The 19,150-nt window shown below is 46.4% G+C and carries 17 protein-coding genes; 11 read left to right on the forward strand and 6 right to left on the reverse strand.

Annotated features, from left to right (window positions below; genetic code table 11):
• Positions 1 to 36 precede the first annotated feature (36 nt).
• Positions 37 to 1,260 (forward strand): fibrobacter succinogenes major paralogous domain-containing protein, encoded by a 1,224-nt coding sequence (locus tag B0H50_RS05045; RefSeq protein ID WP_233244522.1) that lies wholly within the window; start codon positions 37 to 39, stop codon positions 1,258 to 1,260.
• Between the two features lie 361 nt (positions 1,261 to 1,621).
• A complete protein-coding gene (locus B0H50_RS05050; protein WP_109587346.1) occupies positions 1,622 to 1,975 on the forward strand; it encodes a hypothetical protein in 354 nt (117 codons plus the stop codon).
• A 137-nt stretch (positions 1,976 to 2,112) separates the two neighbouring features.
• On the opposite strand, the gene B0H50_RS05055 is transcribed toward B0H50_RS05050, so the two are convergent.
• Positions 2,113 to 3,618 (reverse strand): glycosyltransferase, encoded by a 1,506-nt coding sequence (locus tag B0H50_RS05055; protein WP_109587347.1) that lies wholly within the window; start codon positions 3,616 to 3,618, stop codon positions 2,113 to 2,115.
• Between the two features lie 92 nt (positions 3,619 to 3,710).
• On the opposite strand from B0H50_RS05055, the gene B0H50_RS05060 reads away from it, so the two are divergent.
• From B0H50_RS05060 to B0H50_RS05070, 3 genes are all read left to right on the forward strand, one after another.
• Positions 3,711 to 4,259, forward strand: a complete 549-nt coding sequence (locus B0H50_RS05060; RefSeq protein WP_106198747.1) for a sulfurtransferase TusA family protein — start codon at positions 3,711 to 3,713, stop codon at positions 4,257 to 4,259.
• 112 nt (positions 4,260 to 4,371) lie between these two features.
• Positions 4,372 to 4,971 (forward strand): hypothetical protein, encoded by a 600-nt coding sequence (locus tag B0H50_RS05065; RefSeq protein WP_106198746.1) that lies wholly within the window; start codon positions 4,372 to 4,374, stop codon positions 4,969 to 4,971.
• Positions 4,955 to 5,284, forward strand: coding sequence for a hypothetical protein (locus B0H50_RS05070; RefSeq protein ID WP_106198745.1), 330 nt, complete (start codon positions 4,955 to 4,957; stop codon positions 5,282 to 5,284). Before B0H50_RS05065 ends, B0H50_RS05070 begins: the two co-directional genes overlap by 17 nt.
• A 29-nt stretch (positions 5,285 to 5,313) precedes the next feature.
• On the opposite strand, the gene B0H50_RS05075 is transcribed toward B0H50_RS05070, so the two are convergent.
• From B0H50_RS05075 to dnaG, 3 genes are read right to left on the reverse strand one after another with little or no spacing between them, the layout of a single operon-like run.
• The gene (locus B0H50_RS05075) at positions 5,314 to 6,372 is read right to left on the reverse strand and encodes a SufD family Fe-S cluster assembly protein (protein ID WP_106198744.1); all 1,059 of its coding nucleotides are present in this window, start codon (positions 6,370 to 6,372) and stop codon (positions 5,314 to 5,316) included.
• On the reverse strand, positions 6,372 to 7,121 hold the full coding sequence (gene sufC, locus B0H50_RS05080; RefSeq protein WP_106198743.1) for a Fe-S cluster assembly ATPase SufC: 750 nt from the start codon (positions 7,119 to 7,121) through the stop codon (positions 6,372 to 6,374). Before sufC ends, B0H50_RS05075 begins: the two co-directional genes overlap by 1 nt.
• A 12-nt stretch (positions 7,122 to 7,133) precedes the next feature.
• Positions 7,134 to 9,020 (reverse strand): DNA primase, encoded by a 1,887-nt coding sequence (gene dnaG, locus B0H50_RS05085; RefSeq protein WP_106198742.1) that lies wholly within the window; start codon positions 9,018 to 9,020, stop codon positions 7,134 to 7,136.
• A 436-nt stretch (positions 9,021 to 9,456) separates the two neighbouring features.
• On the opposite strand from dnaG, the gene B0H50_RS13120 reads away from it, so the two are divergent.
• On the forward strand, positions 9,457 to 9,753 hold the full coding sequence (locus B0H50_RS13120; protein WP_146193684.1) for a hypothetical protein: 297 nt from the start codon (positions 9,457 to 9,459) through the stop codon (positions 9,751 to 9,753).
• A gap of 261 nt (positions 9,754 to 10,014) precedes the next feature.
• Here B0H50_RS13120 and B0H50_RS05095 read toward each other — a convergent pair whose 3' ends face one another.
• Positions 10,015 to 12,447 carry a DUF4859 domain-containing protein gene (locus tag B0H50_RS05095; protein ID WP_106198740.1) on the reverse strand — a complete coding sequence of 811 codons (2,433 nt, stop codon included), beginning with the start codon at positions 12,445 to 12,447 and terminating at the stop codon, positions 10,015 to 10,017.
• 250 nt (positions 12,448 to 12,697) lie between these two features.
• Between B0H50_RS05095 and B0H50_RS05100 the strand changes: the two genes are divergently transcribed.
• Positions 12,698 to 13,813, forward strand: coding sequence for an aminopeptidase (locus B0H50_RS05100; RefSeq protein ID WP_106198765.1), 1,116 nt, complete (start codon positions 12,698 to 12,700; stop codon positions 13,811 to 13,813).
• 11 nt (positions 13,814 to 13,824) lie between these two features.
• Positions 13,825 to 14,346 (forward strand): nitroreductase family protein, encoded by a 522-nt coding sequence (locus B0H50_RS05105; protein WP_106198739.1) that lies wholly within the window; start codon positions 13,825 to 13,827, stop codon positions 14,344 to 14,346.
• Positions 14,347 to 14,402: 56 nt separating this feature from the next.
• Here B0H50_RS05105 and B0H50_RS05110 read toward each other — a convergent pair whose 3' ends face one another.
• The gene (locus B0H50_RS05110; protein ID WP_109587382.1) at positions 14,403 to 17,240 is read right to left on the reverse strand and encodes a glycoside hydrolase family 2 protein; all 2,838 of its coding nucleotides are present in this window, start codon (positions 17,238 to 17,240) and stop codon (positions 14,403 to 14,405) included.
• Between the two features lie 259 nt (positions 17,241 to 17,499).
• Here B0H50_RS05110 and rplU point away from each other — a divergent pair, with 259 nt between their 5' ends.
• The 3 genes from rplU (at position 17,500) to B0H50_RS05125 (ending at position 19,146) form a co-directional block, all read left to right on the forward strand.
• Entirely contained in the window at positions 17,500 to 17,988 is a 489-nt protein-coding gene (gene rplU, locus B0H50_RS05115) for a 50S ribosomal protein L21 (RefSeq protein ID WP_106198738.1), read from the forward strand.
• 2 nt (positions 17,989 to 17,990) lie between these two features.
• Entirely contained in the window at positions 17,991 to 18,245 is a 255-nt protein-coding gene (gene rpmA / locus B0H50_RS05120; RefSeq protein ID WP_106198737.1) for a 50S ribosomal protein L27, read from the forward strand.
• 163 nt (positions 18,246 to 18,408) lie between these two features.
• Positions 18,409 to 19,146 carry a hypothetical protein gene (locus tag B0H50_RS05125; RefSeq protein ID WP_109587349.1) on the forward strand — a complete coding sequence of 246 codons (738 nt, stop codon included), beginning with the start codon at positions 18,409 to 18,411 and terminating at the stop codon, positions 19,144 to 19,146.
• The last annotated feature ends 4 nt before the right edge of the window (positions 19,147 to 19,150 follow it).

Below are 19,150 nucleotides of genomic sequence, written 5' to 3' on the forward strand. Positions count from 1 at the left end.
CATTTTATTGTGAAAAGATAGCATTGGAGTAAGAATATGAAACTTCATTTGGGAATAAAATCGGCAGCGGTTGCTCTTTCTGCAGCATCGCTTTTGGCTTTCACGGCTTGCGGCGACGATAGCAATTCGTCAAAGCCCGATTCCAATTTGCCCGATGACCCGAGCTCTCGCGTCGAAGATATGGTTGTAGGGACGTTTGACAACCTTCCGGTTTGTAGCGGCACGTGCGAAGGCGTAACCGCGTATGTGAAGGATGAAAATCTTGCCTACGTTTGCGTCAATGGTTCTTGGGTAAATGCTGTCGTTTCTTCTTCTAGCGAAGAAATTTCGTCATCGAGTTTTATTCCGAGCGATGTTGAAAATTCCAGCAGTTCTGTAAATGTTTCGTCATCAAGTGAAGAAGTAAAGTTCAGTAGCAGCGAAAAAGTTTCCTCGTCGAGTGAAATTTCAAGCAGCTCAATAAATTCCAGTAGCTCAGAAGAATCGAGTAGTTCCGTAAAATCTAGCAGCTCTATGAAAATGTCATCATCAAGTGGACAAATTTCCAGTTCAAGCATCAATACGAAACAGAGTTCTAGTTCAATAACAGGCTGGAGCTGGGATGTGCCGAAGGAAACTTTCTTGAATCCAAATATTGCTTACGGCACCATGACGGACAAACGCGATGGCAAAGTTTACAAGACGGTAAAAATCGGAGACCAGACTTGGATGGCGGAAAACTTGAATTATGCTGACAGCTCAACAACAAAGAGCTCGATTGGCAAGTCTTGGTGCTATAATAAAGATGATGAAAAATGCAAAGTAACTGGTCGCCTTTACACTTGGGCTGCTGCAATTGACTCTGTCAAGTTGGCTGCTGACGGACTTACTTGCGGATATGACGTAGAATGTGAAATGCCTAAAACGGTGCAGGGCATTTGCCCTGAAGGCTGGCACCTGCCGAGTAATGCTGAATGGAATACTTTGTTCGATGCAGTGGGTGGGAGCTTTACGGCAGGCAAGATTCTCAAGTCTAGTACTGGTTGGTATGACTACGATGGAAAAAGTGGTAACGGAACAGACGCCTTTGGTTTGTCCGCGCTCCCCGCGGGCTACAGGTACTACAATGGCTCCTTCGGCTACGCAGGCTTCACCGCTTTCTTCTGGTCTAGTACCGAGAACAGTAGCTACAACGCCTACGGCATGCGCTTGTTCCACGACAGCGAGAACGCGAAGCTGGACGGCTACTACAAGGACTGCGCGTTTTCTATCGTTGCCTAAAAAATTAAGACTAATTTCACATAACATTTTTTTGCAAGTTTTAGCCCGGCGTAAGCCCGGCAAAAACTGCCACCCCCCGACCCGCGAAGCGGGTCGCGAATTTTTTCAAAAATTCACTTAAAAAACAAGGCAGCCATTTTGGCTACCTTGTTTTTTTATCCATTTCACTTTTAAATTAAGCTCCTCTCAAAAATGAGGGACGAGTTTCCTGTTGCGTTCGCAAAGAATGAAATTTTAAAACTTAGTGCTTAGTATTTCTAAGATCAAAGTTCTCCACTCTAAGTTCTCAAAACCCGGCGCGCCATCATCTACATTCCTCATTTAAAAAGTCTTCCCGCAGCGTTGCAAGAACGAATCTGACGTGTTAAATGGCTTGCCGCAGCGTTGCAAGAACGAATTTGACATGTTAAATGCCTTCCCGCAGCGTTGCATGGACGAATTTGACATGTTAAATGCCTTCCCGCAGCGTTGCATGAACGAATTTGTCATGTTAAATGGCTTGCCGCAGCGTTGCATGGACGAATTTGACATGTTAAATGGCTTGCCGCAGCGTTGCATAGACGAATTTGACATGTTAAATGGCTTGCTGCAGCGTTGCATAGACGAATTTGACATGTTAAATGGCTTGCTGCAGCGTTGCATGGACGAATTTGACATGTTAAATGCCTTCCCGCAACGTTGCAAGAGAAAAAATGAGGAATTAGGAATGTTATAATGGCGCGACTTTGTCGCGCGCTATGCAAGATTTTAGAGCTTAGAGATTTCTAAGTTCAAAGTTCTAAGCTCTAAGTTCTTCAAACTCTCCCTCCTCATTTCTCAAAAAAAAACGCGCCGTTTGGCGCGCTTTTTGTCTTAGTTTTTCTTTGCGTCTATTAAGTTTTGGAAGTATTGGATAAAGCTTAAAGCGCCGACGGCTAAGAAGCCGACTGCGTAGAGGGCGAGGAAAGGCCCGATGATAAATTTCTGGGCGCCGATGTAGGCGATAAGACCGAGAACGCAGTAAACGCCGACGGCGATTTCTAAGAGAGCTAAGAAGGGGAATTTTTGACGGAAGTGAGAATATTTCTTTCCGCCGGTTTTCGGCGTGCGGACGAAGACTCCTTGCTTGCCAAAGACCGCCGAGAACCATGCGCGGGTGTTGCTAATCGCAATGCCTACGCCCATCGCCATCAGAACGGGGAGAGAAAGCATCCGCGTTTTCCAACCAGTATAACCGGAGCAACGTTGCGCAACAAAGTAAAGAGTCGAAGGCGCAATCGCCGCGAGGAAGATAAACGCAAAGCCAATCGAGAAAAGCCAAGTCGGGAGATTTGCAACCGGTTCAAACCAAGCGAGAAGCGGATAAGCGCAGAGCGCTGTAAAAAGCATACACGGGTGAATGGAATAATGAGTCGTGTGAAGGAAGGCACCGATTTTTTTGCGGAGCGGCACTTTTGCTTTGAAGACGAGCGGCAAATCTTTCATCGCGGTCTGGATGGAGCCCTTTGCCCAACGGAATTGCTGCGCCTTAAATGCGTTAATATCATCGGGAAGTTCTGCGGGGACAATCACATCGAAGACGAATTTCATTTTCCAACCGGCGAGCTGACTCCGATAAGAAAGGTCCATATCTTCGGTTAATGTATCGCCTTCCCAGCCACCTGCATCGAGAATCGCTTGCTTGCGCCACACGCCTGCGGTGCCGTTAAAGTTCATAAAGAGGTCGCCCCAGCTGCGGGCCGATTGTTCTACCACAAAGTGACCGTCGATACCAATCGATTGCGCCAAAGTCAAACCGGATTCGGTGCGGTTCAAATGTCCCCAACGACCTTGCACAAGACCGATGGAAGAATCGATGACCATATATGGAACGGTTTTCAACAAGAAGTCTTTCTGCGGGACGAAGTCAGCATCGAAAATGGCGAGGAATTCACCCTTTGCGACTTCCATCCCTTCTTTGAGTGCGCCCGCCTTAAAATCTTTGCGGTTTGTGCGGTGAATGAGTTTAATGTCGTAACCTTCGGCTTGCTTTTCTTCGACTTTGCGCTTTGTTACTTCGTAGCAGTCGTCGGTCGAATCGTCGAGGACTTGAATTTCGTGTTTGTCTTTCGGATAATCGATGGCGCAGACCGCATCAATTAAGCGTTCCACGCAGTTTGCTTCATTGAAAACCGGAAGCTGCGTCGTGACCATCGGCAGTTCGTCCATCTTGTGGTCGCGGTAGAATTGGAGCAAGTTCTTGCGGTCGGCGAGGCGGACGCGGCGGCTGTTCTTGAGGAAGAGATAGATGCTCCAGTAGCAGTTGAATCCGTAGACGACAAGCCCGATTCCGGCGATGACGTACACAACAAACAGGATATCCAGTAAATATTGAGCCATGGTTAAACCTTTTGCATTTTAGATGCTTGGCGCCAAATATAGAATTTCGCAGTCGATATTGCTATATTCCTTCTGGATTTAATGACAAAAATATGACACAAAATTCCATGGAAAAGTCGCCGTTAGAAAGATGGCTCAGCGCAAATCAAGATAGCCCGAATTTGGACAATTCTCTGCGGCTTTTGCTCGGGCACGCTTTCGTCGGCATTTTCCGCAAAACGCATCCGGATTTTGCCGTTTTTTCGCCAGAAAAGGCACTTTCTTGGGTAGAACGCCTCCCGAAAAACGCTTTTCCGTTTGATATTGGCGATTGGATTGCAAAACCTTCGGCGCATGCGCACGATTTGGTGCATTTTTGCGAAAACGCTAACGCATTTCAATTCCCGCCGACGGTGGATTTTTCGAAGTGGACTTCGGGAGTTGTCGATTTACGCGGCGTACGTTGCCCGATGGGATCGGTGCGGGCGCGTCTTGTTCTCTCGGGGATGGAAGCGGGCGAAGAAATCACTCTCTTCGTCGATAACGGCGAACCGATTGAAAATATTCCGCGGGTCATGTTAGAAGACGGAAATCACATCGTTTCTCGAACAAGAGAAGAAAATTATTGGAAATTGACGGTGCAGAAAAATTCTGCGGACTAAAAATTATTTGCCAAGATGCCCTTCGCATTGTGATTTATCTCACATTTTGAATTGAACTAGGCAGCTTGGTCTAGGGTTGCTTTTTTCCCTAAAAATAAAGTAGTTTAGTAATGTGACTCACAGAATTCAAATCATTAGCGATGAATTGATGGGGGCCGATGCCGAAGCTGCAGAACTTTTTTCGGAAATCGTCCTCTGCGAAAATCCGACACGTCCTGTGCAATTTGCAATTTCTTCGTCGGTGCGTTATCCGCTATCGACGGTTCTTTCTCGGGCGCCCTACGATATTTTCGGAAAACTCGCAGAACGCATTGTTCTCGGGCTTGGCCTTCACGAATTGCGGACGGTAACCGATGCGGATGCGGTCTTTGCGTCCTATAAATTATTACTCGATGAAATTTTATCGAAGACTGCGTCGGTGCTTTATCTGATTACGATTCCGAAGAAAGCGTTCCCCGAAGGCGAAACGGAAGTTTCGAAGTTTAACGAAAAAGTCCGCGGACTCGATGACGGCGACCGCGTTCATGTTTTGGATTTTGATTCTCACGTCGAAAATTTTGAAAAAGCTCAACTGCTCCGCGGAAAATTTGCGCGCAGTTTATATGATTCAAATCATAATCCCACATCGCTTTGTCATACGCTGTTGGGACTGTTTTTATCTCAGCGAATTTTTAATTCAAAAAAGGAGTTGGAAAATGGATTTCAGCGATAAATTTTATGCAAAAAATGCGGCATCTGCTAGAGCGTGGGCAGAAGCAGAACCGAAAAAGCACGAAGTGCGCGAACGCAAACATAGCGAACCGAAAATGGGAATTTGCGAAAAGTGCAAAAAAGAAGCGCTCGTGCGTCCGCATCGTTCTCGCGAAACCGACATCAAGGATGGCGCAGCGAGTTACGGCGTCGTCGTGCATTATTACTGCGAAGATTGTTACCCGCAGAGCCGTCGCAATACGCCGACAGAACCGCCGATGAGCGCGAAGCAGGTGAAGAATCTTCTCCGTGGTGCAAAGAAAAATTTGCGATAAAAAAATCTGCGCTCGACGGCGCAGATTTTTTATACTTCAAGAAGTTTGAACATTCGATTTCGCCCTAAGGCGCCTGGATGTTCGGCGATTACATCTTTAGCGAAGGCTTGCATTAAAAGAGCCTCCGCTTTTTCTTTTTCGATGCCGCGGCTCATCAAATAGAAAATGGATTCTTCATCGAGAGAGCCGACGGTGTTGCCGTGCGAACAGGCGACATCATCGTGGTAAATTTTTAAGGTCGGCTTCACGCAAATTTTCGAATCGTCCGAGAGAAGCATCGTGTTGATGAGTTCCGAAGAATCGGTGCCGGGGCAATCTAAGCCCGCGGTAACGCCGCCGTCATAGCTCATGTAAGAATGATCCGAAAGTAAATTCCGCACAAATTGATGGCTTTTGCAATTTGCTGCGTTGTGATACACGCGGACGAATCCGTTTTCACTCGCTGAATTTCCGAGCTGATTCAATTCGCGAAACGCAAATTCTGCGCCTTCGCCATTTAAGAAAGCCGAAACGCTTACGCGGCGCGTGGAATCGGTGCGGTTCAAATCCAAAATATTGACGCGGGAATTTTTTTCTTGGTGAATGCGGATACTGCGAAATTTGAGTTCGCCCGCGTGCGATTCTTCGGTCGAGAAAAGTTCAAGCTCTGCGCCTTCGTCGACGAAAAAGTCGAGGCGTTCGGCAGAAATTTCGCGGACGATTTTATTTTCCAAAATTTCGAGAGAAGCTTTGGCGTTTTTCCCTAAGCGGAAAACGGTGTGCGAAAATTCATCGTGGGCTTTGAGAATGCCGGTTTCGTTTGCGCCTTCGGGAATTTCTTTGACGAAAGATTTTGCGCCGAGGGCGAGCGGGAGGAGCGCCGAAATATCGGTTTCTTTTTCGATTTGAAAATCGGCAGCAGAAAAATTGGATTCGGCGAGGCGTTCTACATTGCGAGCATCGCCGGCGTCGATTTTAAAATGAGCGTCATCGATAAAGGTGAGCCGTGAAATTTTCGAAAGAAGTGAAGTGGGGAAGTAGCTCCAATCTTCGGTTCGACGCGTCGGGAGTCCGAGGGCGCGGATTTTTCCGAGTGCTTCTTGTTGCATTAGACATTTCCCTCGAGATTTTCGTAGCCTTCTTTTTCCAATTTCTTGGCGAGTTCGGGGCCGCCGGAAAGGATGATTTTTCCGTGGATGAGAACGTGGACAAAATCGGGCTTGACGTAATCCAAAAGGCGTTCGTAATGAGTCACCAAAATCACGGCGCGGTTTTGATTGTGCAAATGATTGATGCCGTTCGAAACGATGCGGAGCGCATCGATGTCAAGGCCAGAATCGGTTTCGTCGAGGAATGCGTATTTCGGAAGAAGCATCGCCATTTGCAAAATTTCGTTGCGCTTCTTTTCGCCGCCCGAAAATCCGTCGTTTAATCCGCGAGTGCGGTAACGTTCATCCATTTCCAAAAGTTGCATCGCTTCGTTTAAGCGGTCGTTAAATTCGGCGTCGGAAATCGGACCCATTTTTAAGTAAGCGCGTTTCGAATCGACTGCCATCCGTAAAAATTCCACATTCGGAACTCCCGGAATTTCAATCGGATATTGCGTGCTTGCAAAAAATCCTTCGTTTGCGCGGGAAGCGGGATCGAGTTCGAGTAAATTTTTGCCGTCCATTTCGACTGAGCCCGAATCGACTTTGTAAGCGGGATGCCCGCTGATTACTTTGGCGAGAGTGCTTTTTCCAGAACCGTTCAATCCCATAATGGCGTGGATTTCGCCGGGTTTGACTTCGAGGTTAATGCCTTTGAGGATTGGAGTGCCGTCGAGAAGACTGGCTTTGAGATTTTGGATTGAAAGCATAATGACTCCAGGTTATAATTTGCCGCTAAACTCGATGAGTTTTTCGCGGTAATCAAGTAAGTCTTTGAAAAATGTAGCATCTTGCGAAACATCTTCGCTTTCTCGGACGCGGGCGCGAATGGTTTTGCTCGCAAATGCGTGGAGGGCGAGGCGCAGTTGCACGAGTTCTGCGGTCATCGGGCGCGATTTGAGCGAATCGCGGAAACGTTCTGCCGTGCGAATTTCAAGCTCGGCTAAGGATTCTAAAAATTCTTTTTGCGCGGCGGCAGGTTCCCAAGTTTCTTCGCCAAAAGATTCGAGAATTTGTGCGGGGAGCGGCGAAAGCGCATCGTGCAAACGCATCAAATTGATTTCTTTATTTTCGGTGTATTCGGCGAGGGCAGTTCCCAAAAGTTCGTCCAAAAGTTCGGACGCAAATAAACTGACTCCGGAACTTGCAAAATCCAAATCGAAGAAAACGCTTGCGGGTTCCCAAAGGCTCGGCGATGCGATGATGAGACTAACAAATCGCAGTTCCATTTTCGGAATCGCTTGCCACGGCACTTGTTCTTCGGCGGGAATTTCGGCGGGGAGAGAGTTTCCGTCGTCGTAAAATTTTCGTTTTTCTTTTTCGGGTTGGATGCCGGCAAAGTTTGCTTCGGAACCAAATCGTTCGGCGACTAATCGCAGATATTGATTTTGCAGTTCGCGGTCGCGGATGTGGATTAAAATCGATTTAATATGCGTGACGAATGCGGCGCGATCTTCGACGGTTTCGGTCGGCGTAATGCGGGCGAGATAATCGAACCAATCTTCGGCGTGAGAAAGTTCGCTACGAAAATCGTCTGCGGCAGAAGCTCCGTGTTCGTTTACAAAATTATCGGGGTCAATTTTTTCGCCGTTCGGACGAGAGAGGGCGACTATTTTCGGAATGATTCCTTGCGGGAGCACAATTTCAATCGTGCGATTTGTCGCTTTGCGACCTGCTTCATCGCCATCAAAAACGAGATACGCGGACTTTGTATAACGCGAAAGAATTTCTGCGTGCTTCTCGGTGAGAGCGGTTCCCGAAACGGCGACGACATTTTTTACGCCGGCTTGGTAAAGGCTGATGAGATCGAAGTAACCTTCGACGAGGATGACGGATCCCGCTTTCGGAATTTCGCTTTTGGATTTGGAAAGTCCGTAGAGAATCTCGCCTTTTTTATAAAGCGCAGTGTCCGGACTATTTAAATATTTCGGCGCTTTCTTTTCTTTGTCTAAAATGCGCCCGCCAAATGCGACGACTTTGCCCGAGAGATTTTCGATGGCGAACATCAATCGGTCGCGGAATTTATCGGCGATGCCTCCGTTTTCGCGTTCAATCGCAAGCCCCGCTTCGACGAGCTGCCGCGGAGAAAATCCGTGCTTTGCCGCGTAACTTAAAAATCCTTCGCGTCCATCGGGAGCGTAACCGACTTTAAAAAAGTGCCGCGTATCTTCGGTCAAGTGCCTCGATGCAATGTAACCGAGAGCTTTTTCGCTTTTGGGCAACTGCTCGACGAACCAATCCGCCGCAAGATCATTGAGCTCGCGGACAAGGGTGCGCTCTTCGGTGACTTCGGGCGATTCGGGTTTCCCGAGAACTGGGAGCACAAAATTTGTGGCATTGGCGACCCATTCGACGGCGGCTTTAAAGTCGAGCTTTTCGTGCTCCATGATGAATTTGAAAACGTCCCCGCCTGCGCCACAAGCGAAGCATTTATAAATTCCCATTTGAGGATTTACGTTCATTGAGGGCGAGTGATCGTTATGAAACGGGCAACGCCCCACAAAGCGCCCTGCGCCAGAACGCTTTAACGGCACAAATTGCTGAATAATATCCGCAATATTGGCTTGCTGTTTTAACTCTTGAATGGTTTCATCCGAATAAAATGCCATCGCGCGGCAAAAATAAATAATTTAATGAGGAGTTAGGATTGAGGAATGAGAAGTGTAGATGATGGCGCGCGGGGGATGCGAAATAGTGATCAGTGGTTAGTTGTCAGTTGTTGGAAACTGCGTGTCATTCTGAGCGAAGCCGTAGGCGCTGCCGTGTCATCCTGAGTGGAGCCGTAGGCGAAGCGATATATGAAACTTGGAACTTTAGTTCCTTAGTTGAATTAAGCCCTTTGGGGTAGGATCTAGCATTTTCTATTGAGTCCAAAAAAGGACTTCTTCTAATTCACAAACCAAGTGCTAGATTCTTCGCTCCATTACATTACGCTCAGAATGACACTACTAGATTTCCAGTGCTAACATTTCCCCCAGGCGATGAACCCGCTGGGATTTCAGTGATAACATTTCCCGGAGGAAATTTGTCCGCTAGAATTTGGCAATGGAATTTCCTGGAGGAAATTTGCCCGCTAGATTTTTGGTAATGGCATTTCCCAGGGGAAATATGTTCGCCGAATTTCTGGCAATGAGATTTCCCGGGGGAAATATGTTCGCCGGATTTTTGGCAAAGAGATTTCCCGGGGGAAATATGTTCGCTGAATTTCTGGCAATGGCATTTCCCGGGGGAAATTTGCCCGCCGGATTTCTGGAAATGACATTTCCTGCGGGAAATTTGCCCGCTAGAATTTGGCAATGGCATTTCCCGGGGGAAATTTGCCCGCTAGATTTTTGGCAATGACATTTCCCGGAGGAAATATGTTCGCTGAATTTTTGGCAATGAAATTTCCCAGGGGAAATAAGTTCGCCGGATTTTTGAAAATGAGATTTCCCGGGGGAAATTTGCCCGCTAGAATTTAAAAGGGAGATTTTTCGTTCAAGATGACTCCAAAAATTTTTAAACGGACAAATTTTGAATTCAAAAAATCGCGAGAGTTCTTCACAAAAAAAGAGCTTTGCCAAATGACAAAACTCTTTTTTTTAGGGGTTGGAGAGATGAAAATTATTTCGCAATCGTAATGCTTTTGGCTTCGCGGTATGCGCCACTTGTGATTTTTACAATGTAAGTGGTCGAAGGCATTTGACGCAAATCAAAGGTAAAGGTGTGCGAGCCCGCTGATTTTTTCCCGATGAATTGATTGGAAACGAGTGCGCCGTAGCCGTTGAACAAACTGATTTTCACAAAGTCATTGCGATCCAATGTGTAATTGACTTCGAGAAGTCCTGCTTGATTGTTTAACGATAAATGCGACGCGAGTCCTTTCAATCCATAAGTTAAAGCGGTTGTGTTGCCGGCATCGGGATTTGCTTTTTCATTGGTGATTTTTACAGTCATATTGAGCAAAACCGTTTTGCCGTTATAATTAAAGCCTTGCGTAAAGCGATAAATTTCTCCGTTTTTCACGTGGTTCGGATAATGTCCAATCGCAATTTCTGCGCTTTCGATTTTTGCTTCGCCAAAGACGTAAGCGTTTTCGCCCCAATCGGTCACATTTCCTTGATTATCAAACCAGTGGCCTGGTGCTAACGCGGTATATTTTGCGGTAATATTTCCGTTCGATTCTTTCGCGATGAATGTCGCTTTCGAAATATTATCGATGCCTAATTTCTGCGCAATTTCTGCGGCGTCAAATTGTACATTCACGGCGGCGTAATTATCATCAATCGGAAGTTCTGTAGAAATTTCGTATGTCTTGACGACGCTACCTTCGATTAAAGCGGACGAAGAACTAGACGTCATCGAAGACGAAGAAACTTTTTGGCTAGAACTCGATTTTACGCTGCTAGAAGACTTTGCAGAAGAGCTCGAAGATTGTTTGACAGAGCTCGAAGAAACATCGGGAGAATAATTGTTTCCAATTTCAGGCCAATCATATTTTAATTGGAAATCGTTATACCATTTCGTATGCGCATCGGCGGCTCCGCTTAAACCCGAGACGAGTTTTAAGTTGTAATTATAATGATTGGTGCGGATGTTTTCGTTTCCGGTGTATTGATAATCGGTGTTGCAAATCACTGCAAAAACGACATTGCTTTGCGGAGTTTTCGAAAGCTTTAAAGTGGTCGTGCTTTCGCTTCCGGAATTTTTGATTTGGACAGGTTCGCTGTAAACTGGCGTTCCATCGGTTGCACGGTAGCAAAGTTGAACGCTCATATTTTCGCCTAAAGCTTTAAGAGTTACACTGACTGTATTTGCGCCATTTTGAACGGTTAACGGCACAATATTTGCACCCGACCAGCCCGGAGTTGTACTGCTTTCGGGAACAAGCCATTCGCCATTTTTCGTCATCGTTTGGTAAGGCGTCATAGTCCAAGGATCAACGGTTCCATTCGACGGGGACCATTCTGCTTTGGCAACTCCGCCAAAGTTATCGTTTAATAAGGTGCGCATATTTTCAGACCAAAGCTTCATATCTAAAAGAGCAAGGCGTGCGCGGTATTCCATGATTAAGCGGCGAGTATTTTGATCGCCCAAACCTTTGTCTAAGGCAAATGTTTCAAGCAAGTAATTTGTTTTTCCGTAAGCGTTTCCGTAAATCCAGCGGACAGCACCTTTACCGACCCATTCGCCTAAGAAAGTGGGGAAGACGTTTCCGTATTGATAACCGCCTAAAAGATTTCGCCAGTTGCAAAGTTGAGTGCTACCATTGTAAACGCCAACGCCTGCAGCATCAGGACCGCCAAATGAACCGTCCAAAAGCCAACCCGAGTAACTTTCGATAGGGACAAATGGAGCAATCACTGCACCCGCATTTAAAAATCCCATGCCGCTATGCCAATTTCCGCTTTTATCGCGCTGCGCTGCCATTTCTTGCTGAATCCAAGTGTTTCCGCCTTCTTGGAACCAGTGGGCATTTTGTGCGCCTGGGTAAGCTTTCGTCATCGAGTGAATGCCTTCGTGCACCATCGCATCTTGCTGGGCGACTTTATCGTGATAAGGGCAACTCGGATTAAAACTATAGACTGGGTAAAATGATGCGGCAACGGCTTCGTAATAATTACTACCCACATTGGTTTGCCATCCACCTGTCGTGTCTGTTTTTGCGCCACCTGCACAGGTGCCCGAACCATAGTAATAAACAGCGCTGTAATAGCCATTTTGTGCTCGCCTATCAGGAGCCCAGCCCATCGTATCGCGTAAAAATCCAAAATCGCGGTCGTATTTAGCGAGTAAACTGTCGATTGCTTCGTCGGTTACGCGCGGGTCGCGGTCATTTCCCCAATAAAAAGCCCACCATTTTCCCGCTTTTTGACCTGTAACGCCATCGCAGTCTGTAGAAAATTTCGTCGGCGGATTGATTACACCGATATTAGAACGCGTGTCGTAATCCAAGTCCGAACGATAACTTGGCCAGTTATAAGCGTCACCTGTGGCGGCAATGCCAAAAGAGATGCCCCCGAGAATGCAGAAGCTCAAAAGTGATTTCACATGCATACCAAACCATCCTTTTTAAAAGAAATTTTGCACAGTTTTGTTTCTGTCTGTGTAAAAATTATTCCAATTTAGAACAAATAGGATGATTTGATGTTTTATATTATAGACTTTCCGTGTTAGAAATGTGTAAAATTATTTTGGAATGAAAAGGACGTTCTCCGCGCGGACGCGCTCAGGAATTATCGAGAGAAATTTCAAAAAACGAAAGCGCAAAACTAAATTAGATTTGAGAAAAAACGAGGCAAAAAAAATGGATCCTAGAATTGTTCAGCTTGCGGAAATGCTAGTCCGCGACGCTTTAGCTCTTCAAAAAAATGAAAATATTTTAATCGAGCTCACCGATACTCCCGATGATGTCGCAGTTGCGTTAGTGCGAGCGGTTTCTCAAGTCGGCGCAAAACCGTATGTGACGCTGCATCGCAATGCGGTGAATCGCATCCTTTTGATGAATTCTACCGATGAACAGTTAAAACTTTCTGCCGAACACGATTTGCAATTTATGAAGCAAATGCAAGCGTATTTGGCGATTCGCGGAAGCGATAATTCGGTAGAACTTTCCGATGTTCCCGATAAACGTTCTCTGGCGAATCGCACGATTCGTAATCCGGTTTTGAATTGGCGCATTAACAAAACGCGTTGGTGCGTTCTCCGTTGGCCGAATCCGTCGATGGCGCAAGGCGCTGGCATGAGCACCGAAGCGTTTGAAGATTTTTATTTCCAAGCGTGCCTTGCGGATTATCCAGCGATGCGTCGCGCAGCCCAAGGCCTCATCGACTTGATGAATAAAACGGATAAAGTGCATCTCAAAGCGCCGGGAACGGATTTGACTTTCAGCATCCGCGGAATTCCGGCAGTGCCGTGCTGCGGAACGATGAACATTCCCGATGGCGAAGTTTATACCGCACCGGTCCGCGATAGCGTCAACGGCGTCATCACGTATAATACGCCGACTCTTTACGAAGGAAAACGCTTTGAAAATATTCGTCTTGTGTTTAAGAACGGAAAAATTGTCGAAGCGACATCGTCGAATACGAAAGCGATGAATGCGATTTTTGATACCGATGAAGGTGCGCGTTACGTCGGCGAATTTTCGTTTGGCTTCAATCCGTTTGTGCATCATCCGATGTGCGACATTCTCTTTGACGAAAAAATTTCGGGCAGTATTCATTTTACTCCGGGGAAATGCTACGAAGATGCGCCGAACGGAAATGTTTCGGCCATTCACTGGGATTTAGTTCTCATCATGACGCCGGAATATGGCGGCGGTGAAATTTATTTGGACGATCGCTTGGTTCGCAAAGACGGCCGCTTTGTCATCCCCGAACTAGAACCGCTCAATCCCGAAAATTTAATGGCGAAAAAATAAACGAGGATAAAATGAACTTTTTAGACTTAGCGAAAAGCCGATTCAGCTGCCGTGCATTTTCTGCGACTCCCGTTGAAGAAGAAAAATTGCAACTCGTTTTAGAAGCGGGAAGAATTGCGCCGACGGCAACGAATTCGCAGCCGGTGCGCGTTTTCGTTTTAGAAAGCGAAGGCGCGATTGCAAAAATTCGACAGGCGACGCGGATGGCGTATAACGCTCCCGTTGTCTTGATGGTTTGCTACGATTCTGCGGTGAGCTATAAAGCGATTAATCATCATGACGATCACGATTGCGGATTCGAAGACGCGAGCATTGTCACGACGCATATGATGCTCGAAGCGAAATCTCTCGGGCTCGATACGCTTTGGGCGCGGGGCTTTAACGCGCAAGAAATCGCAAACGCATTTGCGCTTCCCGAAAATTTGAAACTCGTCTGCTTATTGGATTTAGGCTACGCTGATCCTGAAAACGGCAAACCGAGTCCGCGGCATTCTCTCAGAAATCCGCTCGAAATTTTTGCGAAAAAAATTTGAGTTTTCTGCAAACAAAAAAAGTCCGCTTTCGCGGACTTTTTTTATATCATAATTTTTTAGCCGATTAACATTTTGACCAATTTTGCAAAGACGCGGTCTGCAAGCGGGTTCGTTTCCAAGCCTTCAAAAAGGTTCAGCTGATTGAAGACGATGCGACCTTTGCCAAATGGAATAATCTGCAAATCGACGCCGGTTTTGATTTCGCCGTTCACGATAGAAACCGAGCGGGCGAGAACTTTTGCTTCGGGCAATTCGGTGAGCGAGATATTTGGAATTACCGACGATGCGAGATCATCTAAAATTTGATGGTTCGCAAATTCCGGAAGGAGTTCGGAATTGTTCATCAAGTAATGCACCGAGATGCCGTTCGCACCGGTTGTAAAATGCGAATCAATCGTCTGCGCAAAATGATGGCTCGAATTGAACGCTTCAATATCTTCTGGATTCAAATCCGAGAGGAAAAGCGTTTTGCCGCTGTCGCGGGTGAGTTCTACGATACGGTTCAAAACATCATCATTCCAAGAACTTAAGCTCGCGGTAAAGATGATTTTTTCGGGACCTGCGAGAGCCGCTTTGGCGTCGTCCGAAGTTTCGCCGCTGTTATCGAGGAAGCAAACTTGCGATATCGCTTTTTGCACATCAGCGTCTTCGAGAACGAGAAGATTTTCGCTGCTTACGCTCACGACTTCGCCAAGAGCAGAAAGTGTGAACATCAATTTGTAATCGCCAGCTGTTTTCGGCGCTACAATGGTAAAGGTTCCGAGCGGAGTTAAACTCGTCTGGCCCTTTGCCTTTTGCACTTGCGAGGAAACTTTTTTCCCGTTCGCATCGACGATTGCCATTTCAATTTCCACATCTTCTAAACGCGCTTGGTTTAAAAGGGCGAGTTGGAAAGAAATTTCGGATTGCGGAGCGCAAACCGGTTCGTATCCGGTGACGAGAAGACGCGTCGGCGTTGTCGCTGCTTGCATAAAGGCATCGAATCCTTTGCTGTTGCGATTTTCATCGACGAGTCCGCAGAAGTCCGTGCCAAAATCTGCCCATTGATCGAGCATAAATCCCGAAACGAGCGGATTACTTTGGATGGCGTTAATCTGCGTCAATTTGCTCTGCAGCGCAAGACGATTTGTGTCTGCGGTAAACGATTTGACATCGCGCCAAATGGAAAGTTTCTTGTCGGCGACGAAAGTTTCTAATTGCTTGTAAAGCGTCTTGACCGCCTTATCATTTTTCGCACTGCGCGAACCTTTAATCGAAGGCGCCGAAGCCGGAAGCAATGTGTGATTTTTTAACGTCACCAAAATTTTTCCGTTGGTGTCGTTCACGAATTCCGCATATTCATCTTGGAATTGCGAATTGCCAAGAGTTGTATCCGGAATGGAAATTTCTTCTTCGTCTTCGACCGAAGCCTTGTCGCAGTAATGGGCGAGGAAGTCCGTGAGCGCTGCATTCGGGCTCATGCGCAAATGCAAACGGTGCGACGAATACAGACGAATTTTTTCGTCGGTAACGCCCATGAGTTTTCCGGTATCTTTGTGGAATTCTTCTTCGTTCGAAAGATAAACGCAGTTCAAGTTACTGATAATCGGACGGCACTTGTCGTAGTCATCGACCGCATTCAATAATTTGTTTCCGTTTTCGAGAACGAGCGGACCATTTTCCGAACCGAGAATCCACGCTGCGATGCACGGGTGATGTTTTTGTTCCATCACAATTTCTTCGATGAGCTTGTAAACTTCTTCGAGTCCGCGCGGCGTAGAACGCATCGTGTAAATGGGGAATTCTTGGAAGACGAGAAGTCCCAGTTCGTCGCAAATATCAAGTGCAGCGGTCGTGAGCGGTGCACCGTTCGAACGAATCGTGTTAAATCCCGCTTTCTTAATCGCTTCCAAATCTTTGCGGAGTTTTTTCGTATCCGCAGTCCAAAGACCGCCTTCGCTAAAGTGCTGCGTATAGGTGACGCCTTGGATTTTGATAATGGAATCGTTCAAATAGAAGTCGCCTTTAATGCAATCGAATTTGCGGAATGCAAAATTCTTCACCACCGAGAAAGAATAATCCGGTTCGCCTTTGCCTTTGCCCTTGGCTTCTAATTGAATTTCAATCGCAAAAAGTTTCGGCGATGCGGGCGTCCAAACGCACTTTTTAAAATTGTTGATTTTGAGGACGAAACGGCTCGAAGTATTTTCTTTTTCGAGTTTCAAATTTTCCTTCAAAAGTTCGCCCACTTCGCCCTGCGGATTTCGCATTAAAATGCGGAGGTTTGCGTTGAAGCCGCGCGGATTGTTAAAAGCGACATCGACAGCGATGCGTTCTTCGTCTAAGTCCGGTTCTAATTGAACTCCGGTAATGAAAGCGGCACCGCCGAGAATCAAATCGACATTGCCGTAAATTCCTCCGAACGGATATTCGCTCCACGGAAGACCGACGGGCATTTCGGTCGGGCGCACGAAACGGTCGTCTGCCCCTTCTTTGCTTTCGCGGCCGAGGTCGATGCGGCTATTGGCAGAGCCCATATTGGCAACGCGGACGCAGAGCACATTATCTTCGCCCGGTTTAATCGCCTTCGAAAGATCGAGAATGCAAGGAGTGTAAGCACCGAAATGCGAACCGAGATATTTTCCGTTGAGCCAGAAAGTCGCATGCATCGAAATGCGTTCAAACCGTAAGAAAATACGCTTAGAAATCTGTTTGGCATCGACTGTAAAATGCTTGAAATAGAAAGCGGCATCTTGGGAAATCGAAACCTTGCTAAAATATTTTTCCCAAACGCTTGGCACTTGAATTTTTTGCGTGCCCGATGGATATGTTGCATACCAGCGGTTGACAATTCCCGTGTCCTCTGTATCGAACAGAAGTTCCCAGTTGCCATTCAGGCTTACAATAGAGTTCATTCGCATTCCTTGTGAAAACCAAACATGTTTTTTTAAAAGATAAAAAAAATAGACTTTACGGTCAGCCGAAGAATGTTCAGCGGGGAAATTTTGCGGACTTTTTAACTCTTTGAGGGCAATTTTTGCTAAAATGAATGTAACAACGGAATTCTTTCGCAAAAATTTTTGAAAAAAATGAAAAAGTTTCTCGTTTGGCTTCCATTTTTCAAAATGTTTTCTATATTTGGGAGCCCACAGCAAACCTAAAAAAAGGAATATTATGTATTCTATTGTTGAAACAGGTGGTTTCCAGTATAAAGTCGAAGTCGGTAAGACTTACAAAGTTCCGAGCCTCGACGCTGCTGTCGGTTCTACTCTGGAGCTCAAGTCCGTCCTTCTTTTCTCCAACGGAAAAGAAGTTAAGGTCGGCACCCCTGTCCTGAATGATGCTTCTGTCAAGGTCGAAATTCTCGCCCAAGATAAGTACGATACAATCATCGTCTTCAAGAAGAAGCGTCGTACCCGTTACGTTCGTCGCAACGGTCATCGTCAGGACTATACGGAAGTGCTCGTCACGGAACTCCATGCCGGTGCAGAATCCGAAGTTGTCGATCAGAAGATTGTTGAACGCAACCGCGCTCGCATCAAGGCTCTTGCCGCTCAGAAGGTGCAGAACGTACCGCTGACTCGCAAAGAAAAGATCGCACAAGGTCTTCCGAAGCCCGCTAAGGTCAAGAAGAATTCCATCCGCAAGTCGAAGGAGGCTTAATAATGGCTCACAAGAAAGGTCAAGGCTCCGTTCGTAACGGCCGCGATTCCAACGCCCAATATCTCGGCGTGAAAAAGTTCGCAGGTGAAGAAATCAAGGCTGGCGGCATCATCGTTCGTCAGCGTGGTTCCCACTTCCATCCGGGTGCAAACGTCGGCATGGGCAAGGATTTCACCTTGTTCGCTCTCGTTGACGGAAAGGTCAAGTTCGAACAGAATGCTGGTGCGCAGAAGGTTTCGGTCTATCCGGAATCGTAAGCGTTAATAAAAGCGTTTCAAAACAGTCGGCTTTGCAGTCGGCTGTTTTTGTTTTAAAATGTGATATTTCTCGCAGTGCGGCGGTAACGCATTAAATTTTTCGCACTTTTGTCCGATTTAATGTATTTTTATGTAAACAGCCTTTTACAAAAGGAACGAACAGATGAAAAATTCTTCGAAAATGAGCGGTAAATGGATGCGTTTTGCGCTGACTTCGGCTGCGGCTCTCGCCTGGATGGCTTGCAGCGATTCCTCGAGTTCTAGTAAGCCGGAAGCGAATTTTGATGAAGTCGAAACCCGAGAAGATTTAAGCATTTGCTCGAAAAATTTTGACGGGGATTCTGTTTTCATTAAAAAGGAAAGTCGCTTTTATCTTTGTAAAAATGGATCGTGGAATATCACGATTCGCCATGTGGATGAAACGAAAAATTTGGATTCTTGCGATGCGGCTTCGTTAGGCGATAGCGTCTTTGTCGAAAGCGAAGCGCGGCGTTACCGCTGTGAAGAATCGGGTTGGAAAAAATTGCGGAAAGAAGTGCCTTCGATTTATGCGCTGGAAAAATGCGGAAAGGAAAATCAAGGCGAAATCGTTTGGGTAACTCAAGAAAAAGAAGATTATGTCTGCGCGGATGACTGGGAAAAAGTTTCTGCAAAGAGCAGCTCGAGCCGCGGCGATAACAATTCTTCGGCAAAGGAAAGTTCTTCAAGCGTAAGTTCTTCGAGTGAGATGAGTTCTAGTAGCGCTGCGATTTCTTCGTCGAGCGCAGCCGTTCCAAAAGTGGAAAGCGCTGATAAATTAGGCGTTTGCAACGCGACCAAAAATCGTTTTATCGTTTTCGTCGAAGATGAAAATGCACTTTATATGTGTAATGGTTCTTCTTGGGGAAAATTATCGGATTAAAATT

Origin of the sequence: Hallerella porci (assembly GCF_003148885.1) — a bacterium.
GTDB lineage: Bacteria > Fibrobacterota > Fibrobacteria > Fibrobacterales > Fibrobacteraceae > Hallerella > Hallerella porci.